This is a genomic window from Paracoccus sp. (in: a-proteobacteria), assembly GCF_030538755.1.
Taxonomy (GTDB): Bacteria; Pseudomonadota; Alphaproteobacteria; order Rhodobacterales; family Rhodobacteraceae; genus Paracoccus.
In genome coordinates, this window is record NZ_JAUNTJ010000007.1 from 1 (window position 1) to 14340 (window position 14340).

General features: G+C 63.0%; 15 protein-coding genes and 1 pseudogene. 8 read left to right on the top strand and 8 right to left on the bottom strand.

The features are described 5' to 3' along the window. The 7 genes and pseudogenes from Q4G14_RS05935 to rpmD form a co-directional block, all read left to right on the top strand. Nucleotides 1-204, top strand: a pseudogene (locus tag Q4G14_RS05935) (50S ribosomal protein L5); the annotation flags it as partial. 18 nt (nucleotides 205-222) lie between these two features. Next, nucleotides 223-528: a 30S ribosomal protein S14 gene (gene rpsN / locus Q4G14_RS05940; RefSeq protein ID WP_303360818.1), complete on the top strand. Its 306-nt coding sequence runs from the start codon at nucleotides 223-225 to the stop codon at nucleotides 526-528. Between the two features lie 10 nt (nucleotides 529-538). Next, complete coding sequence (rpsH, locus tag Q4G14_RS05945) at nucleotides 539-937, top strand: 30S ribosomal protein S8 (RefSeq protein WP_303343005.1); 399 nt, start codon at nucleotides 539-541, stop codon at nucleotides 935-937. Between the two features lie 10 nt (nucleotides 938-947). After that, complete coding sequence (gene rplF, locus Q4G14_RS05950) at nucleotides 948-1481, top strand: 50S ribosomal protein L6 (protein ID WP_303360819.1); 534 nt, start codon at nucleotides 948-950, stop codon at nucleotides 1479-1481. Nucleotides 1482-1493: 12 nt separating this feature from the next. After that, nucleotides 1494-1853, top strand: coding sequence for a 50S ribosomal protein L18 (rplR, locus tag Q4G14_RS05955; RefSeq protein WP_303360820.1), 360 nt, complete (start codon nucleotides 1494-1496; stop codon nucleotides 1851-1853). Nucleotides 1854-1971: 118 nt separating this feature from the next. Further along, on the top strand, nucleotides 1972-2541 hold the full coding sequence (rpsE, locus tag Q4G14_RS05960) for a 30S ribosomal protein S5 (RefSeq protein ID WP_303360821.1): 570 nt from the start codon (nucleotides 1972-1974) through the stop codon (nucleotides 2539-2541). A 12-nt stretch (nucleotides 2542-2553) separates the two neighbouring features. After that, the gene (rpmD, locus tag Q4G14_RS05965; RefSeq protein ID WP_303360822.1) at nucleotides 2554-2742 is read left to right on the top strand and encodes a 50S ribosomal protein L30; all 189 of its coding nucleotides are present in this window, start codon (nucleotides 2554-2556) and stop codon (nucleotides 2740-2742) included. Nucleotides 2743-2862: 120 nt separating this feature from the next. Here rpmD and Q4G14_RS05970 read toward each other — a convergent pair whose 3' ends face one another. From Q4G14_RS05970 to Q4G14_RS05990, 5 genes are all read right to left on the bottom strand, one after another. Continuing rightward, nucleotides 2863-3858, bottom strand: a complete 996-nt coding sequence (locus tag Q4G14_RS05970) for an ABC transporter permease (protein ID WP_303360823.1) — start codon at nucleotides 3856-3858, stop codon at nucleotides 2863-2865. Further along, entirely contained in the window at nucleotides 3851-4858 is a 1008-nt protein-coding gene (locus Q4G14_RS05975) for an ABC transporter permease (RefSeq protein WP_303360824.1), read from the bottom strand. Before Q4G14_RS05975 ends, Q4G14_RS05970 begins: the two co-directional genes overlap by 8 nt. Nucleotides 4859-4873: 15 nt before the next feature. Continuing rightward, nucleotides 4874-6568: a peptide ABC transporter substrate-binding protein gene (locus Q4G14_RS05980; RefSeq protein ID WP_303360825.1), complete on the bottom strand. Its 1695-nt coding sequence runs from the start codon at nucleotides 6566-6568 to the stop codon at nucleotides 4874-4876. Between the two features lie 68 nt (nucleotides 6569-6636). Next, nucleotides 6637-8340, bottom strand: a complete 1704-nt coding sequence (locus Q4G14_RS05985; RefSeq protein WP_303360826.1) for a peptide ABC transporter substrate-binding protein — start codon at nucleotides 8338-8340, stop codon at nucleotides 6637-6639. Nucleotides 8341-8576: 236 nt separating this feature from the next. Continuing rightward, nucleotides 8577-10292: a tannase/feruloyl esterase family alpha/beta hydrolase gene (locus Q4G14_RS05990; RefSeq protein ID WP_303360827.1), complete on the bottom strand. Its 1716-nt coding sequence runs from the start codon at nucleotides 10290-10292 to the stop codon at nucleotides 8577-8579. A gap of 88 nt (nucleotides 10293-10380) precedes the next feature. Here Q4G14_RS05990 and Q4G14_RS05995 point away from each other — a divergent pair, with 88 nt between their 5' ends. Beyond that, complete coding sequence (locus Q4G14_RS05995; RefSeq protein WP_303360828.1) at nucleotides 10381-12198, top strand: ABC transporter ATP-binding protein; 1818 nt, start codon at nucleotides 10381-10383, stop codon at nucleotides 12196-12198. A gap of 5 nt (nucleotides 12199-12203) precedes the next feature. Here the strand turns inward: Q4G14_RS05995 and Q4G14_RS06000 are convergent, their stop codons facing one another. Genes Q4G14_RS06000 through Q4G14_RS06010 form a run of 3 tightly spaced genes read right to left on the bottom strand, consistent with a single transcriptional unit; the run spans nucleotide 12204 to nucleotide 14210 of the window. Beyond that, nucleotides 12204-12860: a hypothetical protein gene (locus tag Q4G14_RS06000; RefSeq protein WP_303360829.1), complete on the bottom strand. Its 657-nt coding sequence runs from the start codon at nucleotides 12858-12860 to the stop codon at nucleotides 12204-12206. Next, on the bottom strand, nucleotides 12853-13623 hold the full coding sequence (locus tag Q4G14_RS06005; protein WP_303360830.1) for a hypothetical protein: 771 nt from the start codon (nucleotides 13621-13623) through the stop codon (nucleotides 12853-12855). The genes Q4G14_RS06000 and Q4G14_RS06005 overlap by 8 nt, the downstream gene beginning before the upstream one ends. A gap of 59 nt (nucleotides 13624-13682) precedes the next feature. Beyond that, nucleotides 13683-14210: a BrnA antitoxin family protein gene (locus tag Q4G14_RS06010; protein ID WP_303360831.1), complete on the bottom strand. Its 528-nt coding sequence runs from the start codon at nucleotides 14208-14210 to the stop codon at nucleotides 13683-13685. Between the last annotated feature and the right edge of the window lie 130 nt (nucleotides 14211-14340).

Sequence of the window (14340 nt, forward strand, 5' to 3'; positions counted from 1 at the left end):
GACTTCCGCGGCGTGAAAGGCACGGCGTTTGATGGCCGCGGCAACTACGCCATGGGTCTCAAGGAACACATCGTGTTCCCCGAGATTAACTTCGACAAGGTGGACGAAGTGCTGGGGATGGACATCATCATCTGCACTACCGCGAAAACCGACGCCGAGGCGAAGTCGCTGCTGAAGCACTTCAACATGCCGTTCAACAGCTGATCGCGCGAGGATATTGATATGGCTAAAAAATCCATGATTGAGCGCGAGAAAAAGCGCGAGAAACTGGTTCAGAAATACGCCGCCAAGCGCGCCGCTCTGAACGAGATCATTCACGACCAGTCCAAGCCGATGGAAGAGCGTTTCAAGGCCAGCCTGAAACTGGCTGAACTGCCGCGCAACTCTTCGGCGACACGCCTGCACAACCGGTGCCAGCTGACCGGCCGTCCGCATGCGTATTACCGCAAACTGAAACTGTCGCGGATCATGCTGCGCGAGCTTGGCTCGTTCGGTCAGATCCCCGGCATGGTCAAATCCAGCTGGTAAGGGGGCAAACATGTCGATGAACGATCCTCTCGGCGATATGCTGACCCGCATCCGCAACGCACAGATGCGCGGCAAATCGACCGTTCGCACCCCCGCTTCCAAGCTGCGCGCCTGGGTGCTGGATGTGCTGAAAGCCGAAGGTTACATCCGCGGCTATGAAGAAGTGACTGTGGCCACCGGCCATAAGGAACTGGAAATCAGCCTGAAATACTTCGAAGGCCAGCCGGTCATCCGCGAATTGTCGCGCGTGTCCAAGCCGGGCCGTCGTGTGTATGCCGGCGCCAAGGAAATTCCGCAGGTCCGCCAGGGTCTGGGTGTCTCGATCGTGTCCACGCCGAAAGGCGTCATGTCGGATGCAGCGGCTCGCAACGCCAATGTTGGCGGCGAAGTCCTCTGCACCGTATTCTAAGGGGGCCGCAATGTCTCGTATTGGTAAACGGCCTGTCGAACTGCCGAAAGGCGTGACGGCCGAGATCAAGGGCCAGACCATTGAGGTCAAAGGCCCTAAAGGCTCGCGCAGCTTTACCGCGACCGATGACGTGGATCTGGTGCTGGAAGAAGGCGCTGTCAGCGTCAAGCCGCGCGGCCAGTCCAAGCGCGCGCGCCAGCAGTGGGGGATGACCCGCTCGATGATTGAAAACCTGACCGTCGGTGTGTCGGAAGGTTTCAAGAAAGAGCTGGAAATCCAGGGTGTTGGCTATCGTGCCACCATGCAGGGCAAAACCCTGAAACTGGCGCTTGGCTACAGCCACGACGTGAACTTCGAAACGCCGGACGGGGTGACGATCACCGCGCCCAAGCAGACCGAAATCATCGTCGAAGGCATCGACCAGCAGCTGGTCGGTCAGGTTGCGGCAAACATCCGCGAGTGGCGTCGTCCCGAGCCGTATAAAGGCAAGGGCATCCGCTACAAGGGCGAGTATGTCTTCCGCAAGGAAGGCAAGAAGAAGTAAGGGGCGCATGATATGGCACTGAAAAAGCAAGAGCTGTTCCAGAAGCGCCGCCTGCGCGTTCGGAACAAACTGCGGAAAACGGCCGATGGCCGCCCGCGTCTGTCGGTTCACCGTTCGTCCAAGAACATCTCGGTGCAGGTCATCGACGATGCCAAGGGCGTGACGCTGGCTTCGGCCAGCTCGCTGGAAAAGGATCTGGGCGTTGTTGGCAAGAACAACGTCGAAGCTGCCGCCAAAATAGGCGCAGCCATCGCCGAGCGCGCCAAGCAGGCGGGCGTCGAGAACGTTGTGTTCGACCGCGGTGGTTTCCTGTTCCACGGGAAAATCAAGGCTTTGGCCGACGCAGCGCGTGAAGGCGGGCTGAAGTTCTGATTTCTGCGGGTGGCGTTCGCGCCCCCCCGATGATCCGGGGGATGTCTGCTTTGTCGGGCATTCCACCATGGATCGGCTAAAACGGCGCCGCGCGCGCCACTTTTGAAAAGGATGCCTTATGGCAGAACGTGAAAACCGCCGGGATCGCCGCGACGACCGTCGCGAGCGCGAAGAAACCCCGGAATTCGCCGATCGTCTGGTTGCGATCAACCGCGTGTCGAAAACCGTCAAGGGTGGTAAGCGCTTTGGCTTTGCCGCGCTTGTCGTGGTTGGCGATCAGCGTGGTCGTGTCGGCTTTGGCAAAGGTAAAGCCAAAGAAGTGCCCGAAGCGATCCGCAAGGCGACCGAACAGGCGAAGCGCAGTCTGGTCCGCGTGCCGCTGCGCGATGGCCGCACGCTGCACCACGACATGGAAGGCCGCCACGGCGCTGGTAAGGTCGTGATGCGCACCGCCGTTCCGGGGACCGGGATCATCGCCGGTGGTCCGATGCGCGCCGTGTTCGAAATGCTGGGCGTTCAGGACGTTGTGGCGAAATCGCTGGGTTCGCAGAACCCCTACAACATGATCCGCGCCACCATCGACGGCCTGACCAAGGAAGCCAGCCCCCGTTCGGTCGCGCAGCGTCGCGGCAAGAAGGTGGCCGACATCCTGCCCTCGGACAAGCCCGCCGAAGCGGTCGAAGCGTAAGGAGAGGCAAGAATGGCTAAAACCATCGTCGTCAAGCAGATCGGCTCGCCGATCCGCCGCCCCGCCATCCAGCGCGCTACGCTGAAAGGTCTGGGCCTGAACAAGATGCACCGCACGCGCGAGCTGGAAGATACCCCTGCGATCCGCGGCATGGTGAACTCGATCCCGCATCTGGCGGTCATCATCGAAGAAAAAGAATAAGAAACCGGCCGGGGAAACCCGGCCTTTTCCATTCAAGCGGGCCGTCCTTTGGGGCGGCTTTTTTCGTCGGGCCTGGGGCGCGCAGGGCAGGGCGGTCGCCCGGCCTGTGCTGCGCCGCCCTCAGCGCCCTCTGATCCGTGGGTCCATGGCGTCGCGCAGGCCGTCGCCGATATAGTTCACGCACAGCACCGTCATCGAAATCAGGATGCCCGGCAGGATCACCCGCGCCGGATACATCTGCATCTGATCCACCGCATCGTTCAGCAGCCGCCCCCATGTCGGGAAATCCGGCGGAAAGCCGAGGCCCAGAAAGGACAGCGCCGATTCGGTGATGATCGCGGTGGCGATGCCCAGCGTCGCGGCGACCATGATCGGAGACAGCACGTTGGGCAGGATATGGCGGCGGATCATCGCGGCGGGCGAGGTGCCGATGGACCTTGCGGCCAGAATGAACTCGCGTTCTTTCAGGGCCAGAACCTCGCCGCGCACGATGCGGGCCGACTGCATCCAGCTTGTCGCGCCGATGGCGCTGACGATCAGCAGGAATATCCCCATGGCCGAGCCAAAGTTCTTGGACAGCGGCTCGCGGAACAGCGTCACCATCAGCAGCAGCAAGGGCAGCAGCGGCAGGGCAAGGAACAGTTCGGTCACCCGCATCAGCGGCGCGTCAAGCCGGCGGAAATAGCCCGACAGCACGCCGATCAGCGACCCCAGCGTGATCGCCAGCACCATCGCCGTCAGCCCGACGGCAATGGACACCCGCCCGCCGAACATCAGCCGCGCCAGCATGTCGCGGCCAAGCTGATCGGTGCCCAGGGGGTGCGCGGCGCTAAAGCCCGAGTTGCGGGCGCGGATGTCCACATAGGTCGGGTCAATGGTCCAGATATACGGCCCGACCGACACGAACAGCAGAATGCCGATGAACAGCACCAGCGCGATCATCGCGCCCCGGCTGCGTCGGAACTGCCGCCAGACGTCGCGCCACTGGCTGCGGGTTTCCGAAGCGGCGGCCACCGGCGCATCGGGTGGCAGGGCGCTGGTTGCGGCGGCATTGGCGGCACTGGCCAGCGCGGTTTCCTGTTCGGGGCCGGGGGGCGTGCGGGGGGCGTCAGTCATAGCGGATCCGCGGGTCAAGCACGCCATACAGAATGTCGGCGATCAGGGTAAAGGTTACGATCAGGATCGCAAAGATGAAGGTCAGCGTCATCACCATCGGGATGTCGTTGGCGTGGATCGACATAATCAGCAACTGCCCCAGCCCGTTCACCTTGAACACCTGCTCGGTGATGATGGCGCCGCCGAACACGGCGGGCAGGCCAAGCGCGATCACCGTCACCACCGGGATCAGGCTGTTGCGCAGCACATGTTTCAGCACCACCCGCCATTCCGACAGACCCTTGGCGCGGGCGGTGCGGACGTAATCCTGGCTGAGATTGTTCAGCATCGAGGCGCGCATATAGCGGCTGATCTGCGCCGCGTTATACAGCGCCAGCACCGTCACCGGCATCACCATCTGCCGCACCTGCACGACGAAACTGTTCCAGTCGGTGACGCGATGGGTGGTGTCATAGATCATCGGGAACCATTGCAGGTTCACCGCGAACACCACGATCAGCACCACCCCGGTGAAAAAGGTCGGCATCGAAAAGCCGACCATCGACACGAATGTGCCGATCTGGTCGAACCACGAATATTGCCGATAGGCCGAGATGATCCCGATGGGAATCGCGATCAGCACCCCGATCAGATAGGACATGCCCACCACGGTCAGCGTTTGCGGCAGGCGTTGCGCGATTACGTCGAACACCGGGCTGCGCGATTGAAAGCTGATGATCCGCTGTTCACCCGCTGCAAATGCGGTGCCGGTCAGCTGGTCGATCCAGTGCAGCGGCTCGACCCAGAAAAACTGCCGCAGCCACAGCAGATAACGCACATACCACGGATCGTTCAGCCCCAGCGCGGCGATCATGCGGGCGCGGACCTCGGGCGGGACGGTCAGGGGGATGTCGCCCAGGGGGCTGCCGGGCGATGCCTCAAGCAGCAGAAAGATCACCAGCGAGATGAACAGCAGCGTCGGAATCGCCAGCAAGGCGCGGCGGATGGCAAAGTTCAGCATGTCACGCGCCCCGGATCATTCGCTGCGGTTCCAGTCCTGGATGTTCCACAGATCGCTTTCCCAAGCGTTCGGCTGCACCCCGGTCAGGCTGTTGACATGGCCCGATACCATGCCGCGATAAACCAGCGGAATCAGGATGTTGCTGTCTTTCGTCGGCATGTCGTTCAGCATTTTCACCAGCGCCGCGCGTTCGTCGGGGTCGGCGGTCTGGCGCAGTCTGGCCACACCCTCGTCATAGGCGGTTTCGCAGAACCGGGCAAAGTTGTTGCCCTGCCACTGGTTTTCCGGGCTGGGGATGCGGGCGCAGGTCAGGTTGCCCATGAACGCCTCGGGGTCGGGGTTGTCAAAGCTGTTGGTATACATCTGCACATCGGCGAACAGTTTCTGGATCGTGTCCGGGCTGGCCGGATCGCCGCCAAAGAACACGCTGCCATCGACCACCTTCAGATCGGTTTCCACGCCGATCTCGCGCCACCATTGCTTGACCAGCGCCTGAATATCCTGCCGCACCTGACTGGCCGAGGATTGGAACAGCACATGCAGCCGCACCCCGTCCTTTTGCCGGATGCCGTCCGGACCGGGCAGCCAGCCGGCCTGATCCAGCAAGGCATTGGCGCCCGCAATGTCCTGCGTCAGACAGCCGGTGTTGTCGGATACAAAGGCGGCGGGGGCGGGCACGATGTTGCAGGTCGCCCGGCCCGCCATACCATAGCCGATTTCCACCAGCAATTCCCGGTCGATCGCCATCGACAGCGCGGCGCGCACGGCCGGATCGGTCAGGAACGGATGCGGATGCGCCAGCGTGGATCGCTCGGCCCCCAGATCGGCCGAGGGGTCGGTCTGGTTCAGCTCGATCCGCTCGACCATGGTGCCGAAACTGGCAAAGGTCTGGCCGCGCCCGGCCTGCTCCATCTGCGCCAGAATTTCCGGCGCCAGCATCAGGTTCCAGCCGAAATCATATTCGCCGGTTTCCAGCACGGCACGCGCCGCGCCCGCCGGATCGCCGCCGCCCTTGACGATGACGCGGGCAAAGCGGGGCAGGGCGGCGTCGCGGTAATTCGGGTTCGCCTCGAACGTGGCCACGTCATTGGGGCGGAAATCTGTCACCACAAAGGGGCCGGTGCCGATGGGGGCAAAGTTCTGCGCCGTGCAGGCCGCGCCTGCCGGGCCAAGGCAATCCGCAAACTGCGCCGCCTGCAACACCGGCACGCGCGAGCCGACAAAGGCTTGATAAGGCGCGAATTTCGGGCTGTCGAAATGGATGGTCACGGTCAGATCGTCCACCACCTCGACGCTGGAAATGCCCTGAAAGCGCGCGGCGACGGCGCAGCCGAACCCTTCGGCCATGCAATAATCGGCGGTGAATTTCACATCCGCAGCCGTCACCGGGCTGCCATCCGACCAGACCAGCCCCGGCTTCAGCCGCCATGTGATCGCGCTGTGGTCGGGCGCGATGCCGCCATTGGCGACGGTGGGAACCTCGGCGGCCAGACGCGGGAACAGGTTGCCCTCGCCGTCGATGCCCGCCAGCGGCTCCAGCGCCAGCGAGGCCGGGTCCACATCCTTGCCCGAGGTGGACAGGTAAGGGTTCAGCGTCGAGGACGCCTGCCAATAGATCACCCGCAGATCCCCGGCGTCACCCCGTTCGGCCAAAGCGGGGGCGGCGGGGAACAGGCACAGCGTGGACATTAGGACGGACAGGCGACGCATGTGAAAACCTTTCTGAAATCAGGGTGAACCGGCCCCGCGCGCAGGGCCGGCCCGGTGTCAGTATCGGATTATTCCTTGATGCGATACCAGTCGGCGACGTTCCACAGCTCGGTATCCCAGGCGTTCAGTTCGACCCCGCCAAGGCTGTTCAGATAGGCGGATGCGGTGCCGCGATAGACCAGCGGAATCACCGTGAAGCTGTCCTTGGTCAGCATGTCGTTCATCTGCCGGCCCAGGGTGGCGCGCTCGGTCGCGTCGGTGATCTGGGTCATGCGCGCGACCATCTCATCATAGGCGGGGTCGCAAAAGCGGTTGATGTTTTCGCCCTGCCACTGGTTTGCGGGGCCGGGGGCCTGATCGCAGGTGTATTTCGCCAGATAGGGTTCGGGGTTCCCGCCTTCAAAGTTGTTGGCATACATCTGCACATCGGCATAGAATTTCTGGAACGTGTCCGGGCTGCCCGGATCGCTGCCAAAGAACACCGAGGCATCGACGACCTTCAGTTCGGCATCGACGCCGATTTCCGACCACCACTGTTTGATCAGCGCCTGAAAATCCTGCCGCACGGCATTGACCGAGGTCTGGAACAGCAGCCGCAGCTTGACCCCGTCCTTTTCGCGGATGCCGTCGCCGCCGACCGTCCAGCCCGCTTCGTCCAGCAGCGCCCTGGCGCCCTCGATGTCCTGCGTGGCGCAGCCGGTGTTGTCGGATGCCCATGCCTCGGGGGCGGGGACCAGATTGCACGTCACCTGACCGGCGGGACCATAGCCGATTTCCACCAGCATTTCGCGGTCGATGGCCTTGGACAGCGCCTCGCGCACGCGCGCGTCCGACAGGATCGGATGCGGATGCGCGCGGGTCGAGCGTTCACCCTCGGGCAGCGAGGATGACGGGTCGGTCAGGTTCACTTCCAGCCGTTCCAGCAGGCTGCCGAAGGCGGCATCGACCTTGCCCCGGCCCGCGCCCTCCATGCTGGCCAGCACGTCGGGGGCCAGCATCGTGTTCCACGCATAGTCGAACTCGCCCGATTCCAGAACCGAGCGCGCGGCCGAAGCCGCATCGCCGCCGCCCTTCATCACCAGCGTCGCAAAGGCGGGCTTGGCCGGGTCGCGGTATTCGGGATTCGCTTCGAACGAGATCACATCATTGGTGCGGAAATCGGTGACGCGGAACGGGCCGGTGCCGATGGGCCTGAAGTTCTGATCGGTGCAGGTGGGGGCCGCCGCACCGATGCAGTTTTCGAACTGCGCCTTCTGGATGATCGGCGACTGCCCGGCGACAAAGGCCGAAAACGGATCGGGGCGCGGGGCGGTAAAGGTGACGCGGACGGTCAGCGGGTCCACCGCCTCGACGCTGGCGATGCCCTCGAATTTCGACAATTGCGCGCAGCCGCCTTCGGGGTGCATACAATATTGCGCGGTAAAGACCACATCATCGGCGGTGAAATCCGAACCGTCCGACCATTTGATGCCCTCGCGCAGTTTCCAGGTGAGGGTGGTCAGGTCTTCGGAAATGCCGCCGTTTTCCAGCGTCGGAATTTCGGCGGCCAGACGCGGCACCAACTCGCCCGCGGGGGTAAAGCTGGCCAGCGGTTCCAGCGTCATGCTGGCGGCGATGATTTCCTTGGTGCCGCCCGACAGATAGGCGTTCATCGTCGAGGGCGCCTGCCACATGATGATGTTCACCTGCCCGTCGCTGCCGCGTTCGGCCATGGCCGCAGGTGCCAGCGCCAGCGAGGCCGCGGCGCCCATCAGGGCTGTTCTGATCTTCATGATTGCCTTTTCCTCCTGTTGGATGACCGGGAACGGGCAGGGGAACAGGCGCGGTCGCTGCATGTTGTAAGGTTCCCCGTCCGTCTGTTTGCCCCGCCTCTTGACCGGGCGGAATGCAGACAGTTTCCGGCCCATTTCCCCCCTTGGCAAGAGGATTATTGCGTCCCGCGACCGCCGGGGGCGCTTCGCCCCCCGGACCCCCCGAGGATATTTGGGGACCAAAGATGGGGTTTGCGTCAGGGTTGGTGTGGGCGGCAGACAAAGTTTAACCCTTCAAAGCCGCAGTCCTGCTGAAAACCGGGGCGGAAATAATCGGCACCCGCCCAGTTTTGCCACAGCGCCGGGGCGACCTGCATATCGGCGCCGGGGTGCCAGTCGGCCGGGGTGTCGGCATTGCCGCCTTGCCGCAAGGTGGCTGTGGCGGGGAAGGGGAACAGGCTGCGGCCCTGACCCGCCTGCGCCGCGGCATCATCGGCGGATGCGATCAGCCGGTCGGGGGCGGTGCCGTTTTCCACCCAATCCATCAGCGGCGACATGACGTCGATGCTGGTCAGCCCCTGCCCTCCGCTGCAATGGCCCATGCCGGGGATCAGGAACAGGCGCAGGCTGTCGTCCATGCTGTCGCCGCCAAGCGCGCGCACCGCCTGCACCCAGGCGACGGAATTGGCGGGCGAGATATGCGGATCGGCCAGCCCGTGCCAGACGATCAGCTTGCCGCCCCGGTCGGCAAAGGCGGAGATATCGGGATTCGTCGCGTCATAGATGGCGTGCATGGGCCGCATCAGTTCAAGCTGCGCGGTGGTGAAGGTGAAATCCGTCAGCGTCCAATTGGGGTCGAAGGGGGTGGTATAGGCCATGCCGGGGATCATGTCGGATGCCGCCATCGGCGACATGGCAAAGCGCCCGCCCGCCGGGGCCGAGGTCACGATCTGGTCCATTGCCGGGGTTGCGGCGCTGTCATCCTGTGCCTGCGCCTTGGCCAGCCCGCCGGGGGGCGGACCGGCCACCGCGACACCGGCCCAGTTCAGTTCCGACCCCGGCAGCAGCGCGCCCACGACCAGCCGCTGATCGCCGTCATGGGGGCCGCGATACAGGTCAGCCGCCGCCTGCGCCGCCCTGTCGGACAGCCCGTTTCCGGCCAGCGTCAGCGGGTCGAAATCGCAGCCGAACGGGTCAGAGATCAGCCCGTCCTGCACACCGTCGCGCGTGTCGCAGGCATCCAGCGCGGCCTGATGCAGCACTGGCAGGTCATCCGCGCTCAGGCTTGGGTCGTCGGACAGCGGTTGCACGACATCCGCGTTCCATGCGTGATAGAAGCTGTTCTGCACCAAAAAGTTCAGCGCCGCCGCCCCCGCCGCGATGCCGTCGAAATCGCCGGGGTAACGCTGCGCCGCCATCAGCGCCTCGCGTCCGCCGTCGGAACAGCCGCTGAAATAGGAAAACCGCGGGTCCTGCCCGTAATAGGCGGCGATGATGCGTTTTGCGGTCACGCTGGTCACATGCACGGCGCGATAGCCGAAATCGACCCGCAGCTGCATATCGCTGGCCGCCCACAGCCCGCCCGAGGTGTCATGCCCCATATCGGTCGATGCCATGGCAAATTCGCCATTCGTGATCGCCGGGCAGTCGCGCTGTGGCGATTCGATGCCCAGCCGCCCGCACAGCCCGCCGCAGCCGGTTTGCAGATAACGCTGAGTCCAGCCGCTGACCGGCATCTGCACCCGGAACTGCACACGCGGCGAGATCACCCCCTCGACCACGCACATCCTGTGGCCATCGACCTGCGATTCGGCGGCGCTGGTGATGGTTGCCGGCGCCCCGGCCGTGCTGAAATCCTGTTGCGCCAGCGCGGCGCAATCCATCGCTGGCGGCACCGGCGGCAGCTCTGCCCCCGCCGCCAGCACGGGTGCCGGCATCATCAACATCCCGATCAGTGCCCAGAACCGCATCATCCGCCTCCAAGATCGCGCTTTGACATCCGCAACAATCGCTTTAGCCTGCACTATCGCATGGTCCCGGTAAATAAAAAGGAAACCGCAGATGCTGGACAGCAAACCCCTCGTTTCCATCAGCAATCTGCGGGTCGAGTTTGAAACCAACGATGGCGTCGTGGTGGGCGTCAACGACATTTCCTTTGACATCAAGCCCGGCGAATGTGTCTGCGTCGTGGGCGAATCGGGGTCGGGCAAGTCGGTGTCCTCGCTGGCGCTGATGCGTCTGGTCGAGTTCGGCGGCGGGCAGATCGCGGGCGGGCGGCTGATGTTCGACCGGGGCGACGGCGCGCCCATCGACATCGCCCGTCAGGGCAGCGGCACCATGCGCGACATTCGCGGCAACCAGATCGGCATGATCTTTCAAGAGCCGATGACCGCGCTGAACCCGGTTTTCACCGTCGGCGACCAGTTGACCGAGGGGCTGATCGTCCATCGCGGCATGTCGCGCGCGCAGGCCCGCGCCCGCGCGCTGGAGATCTTGCGCGAGGTCCGCATCCCCGAACCCGAACGGCGGCTGAACCAGTATCCGCACGAGCTGTCGGGCGGGATGCGGCAGCGTGTCGTGATCGCCATGGCCATGGCCTGCGAGCCGCGCCTGCTGATCTGCGACGAACCCACCACCGCGCTGGACGTGACGATTCAGGCGGAAATCCTTGCGCTGATCGACCGGCTGAAACGCGAAAACGGCATGGCGGTGCTGTTCATCACCCATGACATGGCGGTTGTGGCGCAGATGGCCGACCGCGTGGTGGTGATGTTCCGCGGCAATAAGGTCGAGGAAGGCCCTGTCGCGCAAATCTTTGAAAACCCACGCGAAGATTACACCAAGATGCTGCTGGCCGCCGTCCCCCGTCTGGGCGAGATGCGCGGCAGGCCCGCGCCCGAACCCATGCGCCTGATGCGCGACGAGGGGGCCGCGCCGCGCCCGATCATCGTGGCCGACCCGAAACCGCTGCTGACGGTGAAAAACCTTGTCACCCGCTTTGCCGTCAAGGGCGGCATCCTGCGCCGCACCGTCGCGCGGGTCCACGCGGTCGAGGACGTGTCCTTCACCCTGAACGGCGGCGAAACCCTGTCGCTGGTCGGCGAATCGGGCTGCGGCAAATCCACCTGCGGGCGCTCGATCCTGCGGCTGGTGGAACCCGAATCGGGCAGCATCGACCTGGATGGCACCGACATTCGCGCCCTGTCGCCGGGCGCGCTGCGCCGTGCCCGCCGCGACATGCAGATGATCTTTCAAGACCCGTTCGCCAGCCTCGACCCGCATATGAAGCTGTTCGACCAGGTGGCCGAGCCGATGCGCAATTTCGGCATCGGCACCCGCAGCGAACGCGAGGATCGCATCGCCGCCCTGTTCGACCGGGTCGAGCTGCCGCGCCACTTCATGCGCCGCTATCCGCATGAAATGTCGGGCGGCCAGCGCCAGCGCATCGCCATCGCCCGCGCGCTGGCCCTGAACCCGAAACTGATTATCGCCGACGAGGCCGTATCGGCGCTGGACGTATCCGTTCAGGCGCAGGTGCTGAACCTGCTGATGGAGCTACAGCAAGACCTTGGCATCTCCATGCTGTTCATCAGCCACGACATGGCCGTGGTCGAACGGGTCAGCCATCAGGTCGCGGTCATGTATCTGGGCCGCATCGTCGAAATCGGCACCCGCCAGCAGGTTTTCGAAAACCCGCAGCATTCCTATACCCGCCAGTTGATGAGCGCCGTCCCCGTCGCCGACCCCCGCCAAAAGAAAATCAGCGAAGACCTGAACTTCCGGCCCATTCCATCGCCCATCCACCCGCTGGATTACCAACCGGCACCATCCGTCTATCACGAGATCGCGCCGGGGCATAAGGTTTTGGTGGAAGGGTGAGGGTGTTAGGGGGCAGCCTTGATTACCCCTTCCTTTTTTAGCTCCTCCCTCACCTTTAAGATAAAATCGGCTGTTCCGGTTTCGGTGAACAAATCGGCAAGGGAAACATCCCACCAAATTCGCCGGGTTGCGCTGTTGCCAAGGGGAACCCATACTCCGGTTTCCGCATCATTGTCATAAGGGTCGCTTTTCCATATCTTATACGGCGTCAGGCCCTGCTCCACATCCTTCCCTGCCTTATAGACCATGAGTTCCAAATAGCTCTTACTGGTATCTGCTGGCGGCATCTGTGCCGGGTCGGGGCCGTAAATCGATCCTGCTTTGTTTTTGTAAGCCGCATGATAGCCATCGTCTGCGATGATGCGCGTAACAATAAACCAGTTTCCGGGGGGAAATGCGTCCCATTTTCTGGTGTCAGGCAGTGTAAACCAATTGATTGTGGCGAAATACGACAAGCCGTCCCATGCCCATTTTTTCCAAGGTTGAGTCTGGCCGCGAGGGGGGCGTGCATAGAGACCAGGCTCCCATGACGAGGCTGCCAACTCGGGAAAGCCCGCTTCTATTTCTTGCAGAAGAAACAAGACACGTTTCTGATAAGCCACCACGATGCGCCATGCCTGACGCACATCCGTCAACAGGGTTTCATAATCGACTTCAGTCATGGCCTGCACTCTGTCTGGCGATGCGTTCGTTTATTGCTGTTAGTTTATTAAGCGAAGCATCCGGGAACCTCAGCGGCTTTAACTTCTCCAGTTGCCGGGGTGTCACCAAGTGATAGTGACCGCATAACGCCAGGCCCTCTGCGATGTCCGCGACAATACGCTTTTCGTGATCCGGCAGCGCCGTCAGGACGGTGCAGGCGCGGGCGATGTCGTGCCATTCGATCATTGCCAAACTCAGCTTTGGCAGCCTGCTATGATGCGCGCGCATGGAAGACAGGAATTGCTGTCGCATCTCGTCTCTCTGGCGCGTATCGGCGTTCCCGCCCAAAGCCAGCAGAACCAGATGGTCAGGCATTTCATCATCGGTATTTTCAACCCAGCCGCCGATCTCATTGGCCCATTGCCCAAGATTCTGATGCCCACCGCGCTTGGCTTCGACGATGATATGCATTTTTATTGCCGGATCGCCCAGTTCCAGCTGGATGAAAGCATCCGGCTCGACGCCGCGTTGCCTGTTATCTGTGGCCCATATTGGCCAAAAATCGATCCCGTTCAGTTGCGCTGTGCGGTAGAACGGCAATTGTCCTGATGCAGCCTCGACCAGCAAAGTCCAAGCTGTTGCAGGGGTTAAATAGCTAAGACGTTCCAAAATTGTGGCTGATACCAGATCTTCATTTGCACGGAAAAGCTCGCGCCAACTGATCGAAATTTCGTCGCCGACCCGCAGTCTTCCAGATTTGCTGCGTAAGATCGCGTTTAACACTGATTCTGTTCCCAATGGCTGGTGTCTTCAGTTCGTGATAGCTGATAATATTTAACAAATCACCCCCGCCCCTCGCGCATCCGTGCCAGCCGCACCCGTCCCTCGGCCTTGAACCGTGCCATCTCGCTGCTTTCCTCGCCCAGCGGCACGCCCTTGCCGCTGCCGCTCCAGGCCATGTCCTCGCTCAGGCCGGCGGCGACCATCTCGCGCGGCTCGTCGGCCCACCACGGGCGCGGGCCGTCGAAATTCATCGGGTCGTCCTCGGTGCGGCGCAGATAGTCCATCGTCTCGGCCCCGCCGATCAGCCCGGCCAGACGGGCGTGCATCCAGACCGACAGCACCCGGTTCATCCGCGGCTGCCAGTTCGCGCCCATCGACTGGAAAAAGCGCACGATGTCCTCGTCCAGCCGGATGGTGACGCGGCGGGTCTTGCCCGGCCCCTTGTCGCGGGCGATCTCGTGCCATTCGGCGGGAATGCGCATCTGCGTCAGCAGGGTGTTGTGCAGGTCCCATTCCAGCATCCGCATGGCATCGGCCATATAGTGGTAATTCTGCCGCCGCGCCGCTTCGGCTTTGCTGATCGCCATGATCCGCCCCCCTGGTCTGATGGCGGCATCCTGCCCGGCACGGGTTAACGCCCCGTTAACCATGAGCGCGCGACAGGTTGTGCACGGTTTGTGCACAGGCGGTGCACGCGCTGTGCACGGGTTGTGCCGC

Bases quoted from the DNA above. Each gene is read 5' to 3' on its own strand.
- Q4G14_RS06000 (WP_303360829.1), bottom strand. From the start codon at position 12,860: ATGACTGAAGTCGATTATGAAACCCTGTTGACGGATGTGCGTCAGGCA.
- Q4G14_RS06010 (WP_303360831.1), bottom strand. From the start codon at position 14,210: ATGGCGATCAGCAAAGCCGAAGCGGCGCGGCGGCAGAATTACCACTAT.
- rpmD (WP_303360822.1), top strand. From the start codon at position 2,554: ATGGCTAAAACCATCGTCGTCAAGCAGATCGGCTCGCCGATCCGCCGC.
- Q4G14_RS05990 (WP_303360827.1), bottom strand. From the start codon at position 10,292: ATGATGCGGTTCTGGGCACTGATCGGGATGTTGATGATGCCGGCACCC.
- Q4G14_RS05970 (WP_303360823.1), bottom strand. From the start codon at position 3,858: ATGACTGACGCCCCCCGCACGCCCCCCGGCCCCGAACAGGAAACCGCG.
- rpsH (WP_303343005.1), top strand. From the start codon at position 539: ATGTCGATGAACGATCCTCTCGGCGATATGCTGACCCGCATCCGCAAC.
- rpsE (WP_303360821.1), top strand. From the start codon at position 1,972: ATGGCAGAACGTGAAAACCGCCGGGATCGCCGCGACGACCGTCGCGAG.
- rplR (WP_303360820.1), top strand. From the start codon at position 1,494: ATGGCACTGAAAAAGCAAGAGCTGTTCCAGAAGCGCCGCCTGCGCGTT.
- rplF (WP_303360819.1), top strand. From the start codon at position 948: ATGTCTCGTATTGGTAAACGGCCTGTCGAACTGCCGAAAGGCGTGACG.
- rpsN (WP_303360818.1), top strand. From the start codon at position 223: ATGGCTAAAAAATCCATGATTGAGCGCGAGAAAAAGCGCGAGAAACTG.
- Q4G14_RS05995 (WP_303360828.1), top strand. From the start codon at position 10,381: ATGCTGGACAGCAAACCCCTCGTTTCCATCAGCAATCTGCGGGTCGAG.
- Q4G14_RS05980 (WP_303360825.1), bottom strand. From the start codon at position 6,568: ATGCGTCGCCTGTCCGTCCTAATGTCCACGCTGTGCCTGTTCCCCGCC.
- Q4G14_RS05975 (WP_303360824.1), bottom strand. From the start codon at position 4,858: ATGCTGAACTTTGCCATCCGCCGCGCCTTGCTGGCGATTCCGACGCTG.
- Q4G14_RS05985 (WP_303360826.1), bottom strand. From the start codon at position 8,340: ATGAAGATCAGAACAGCCCTGATGGGCGCCGCGGCCTCGCTGGCGCTG.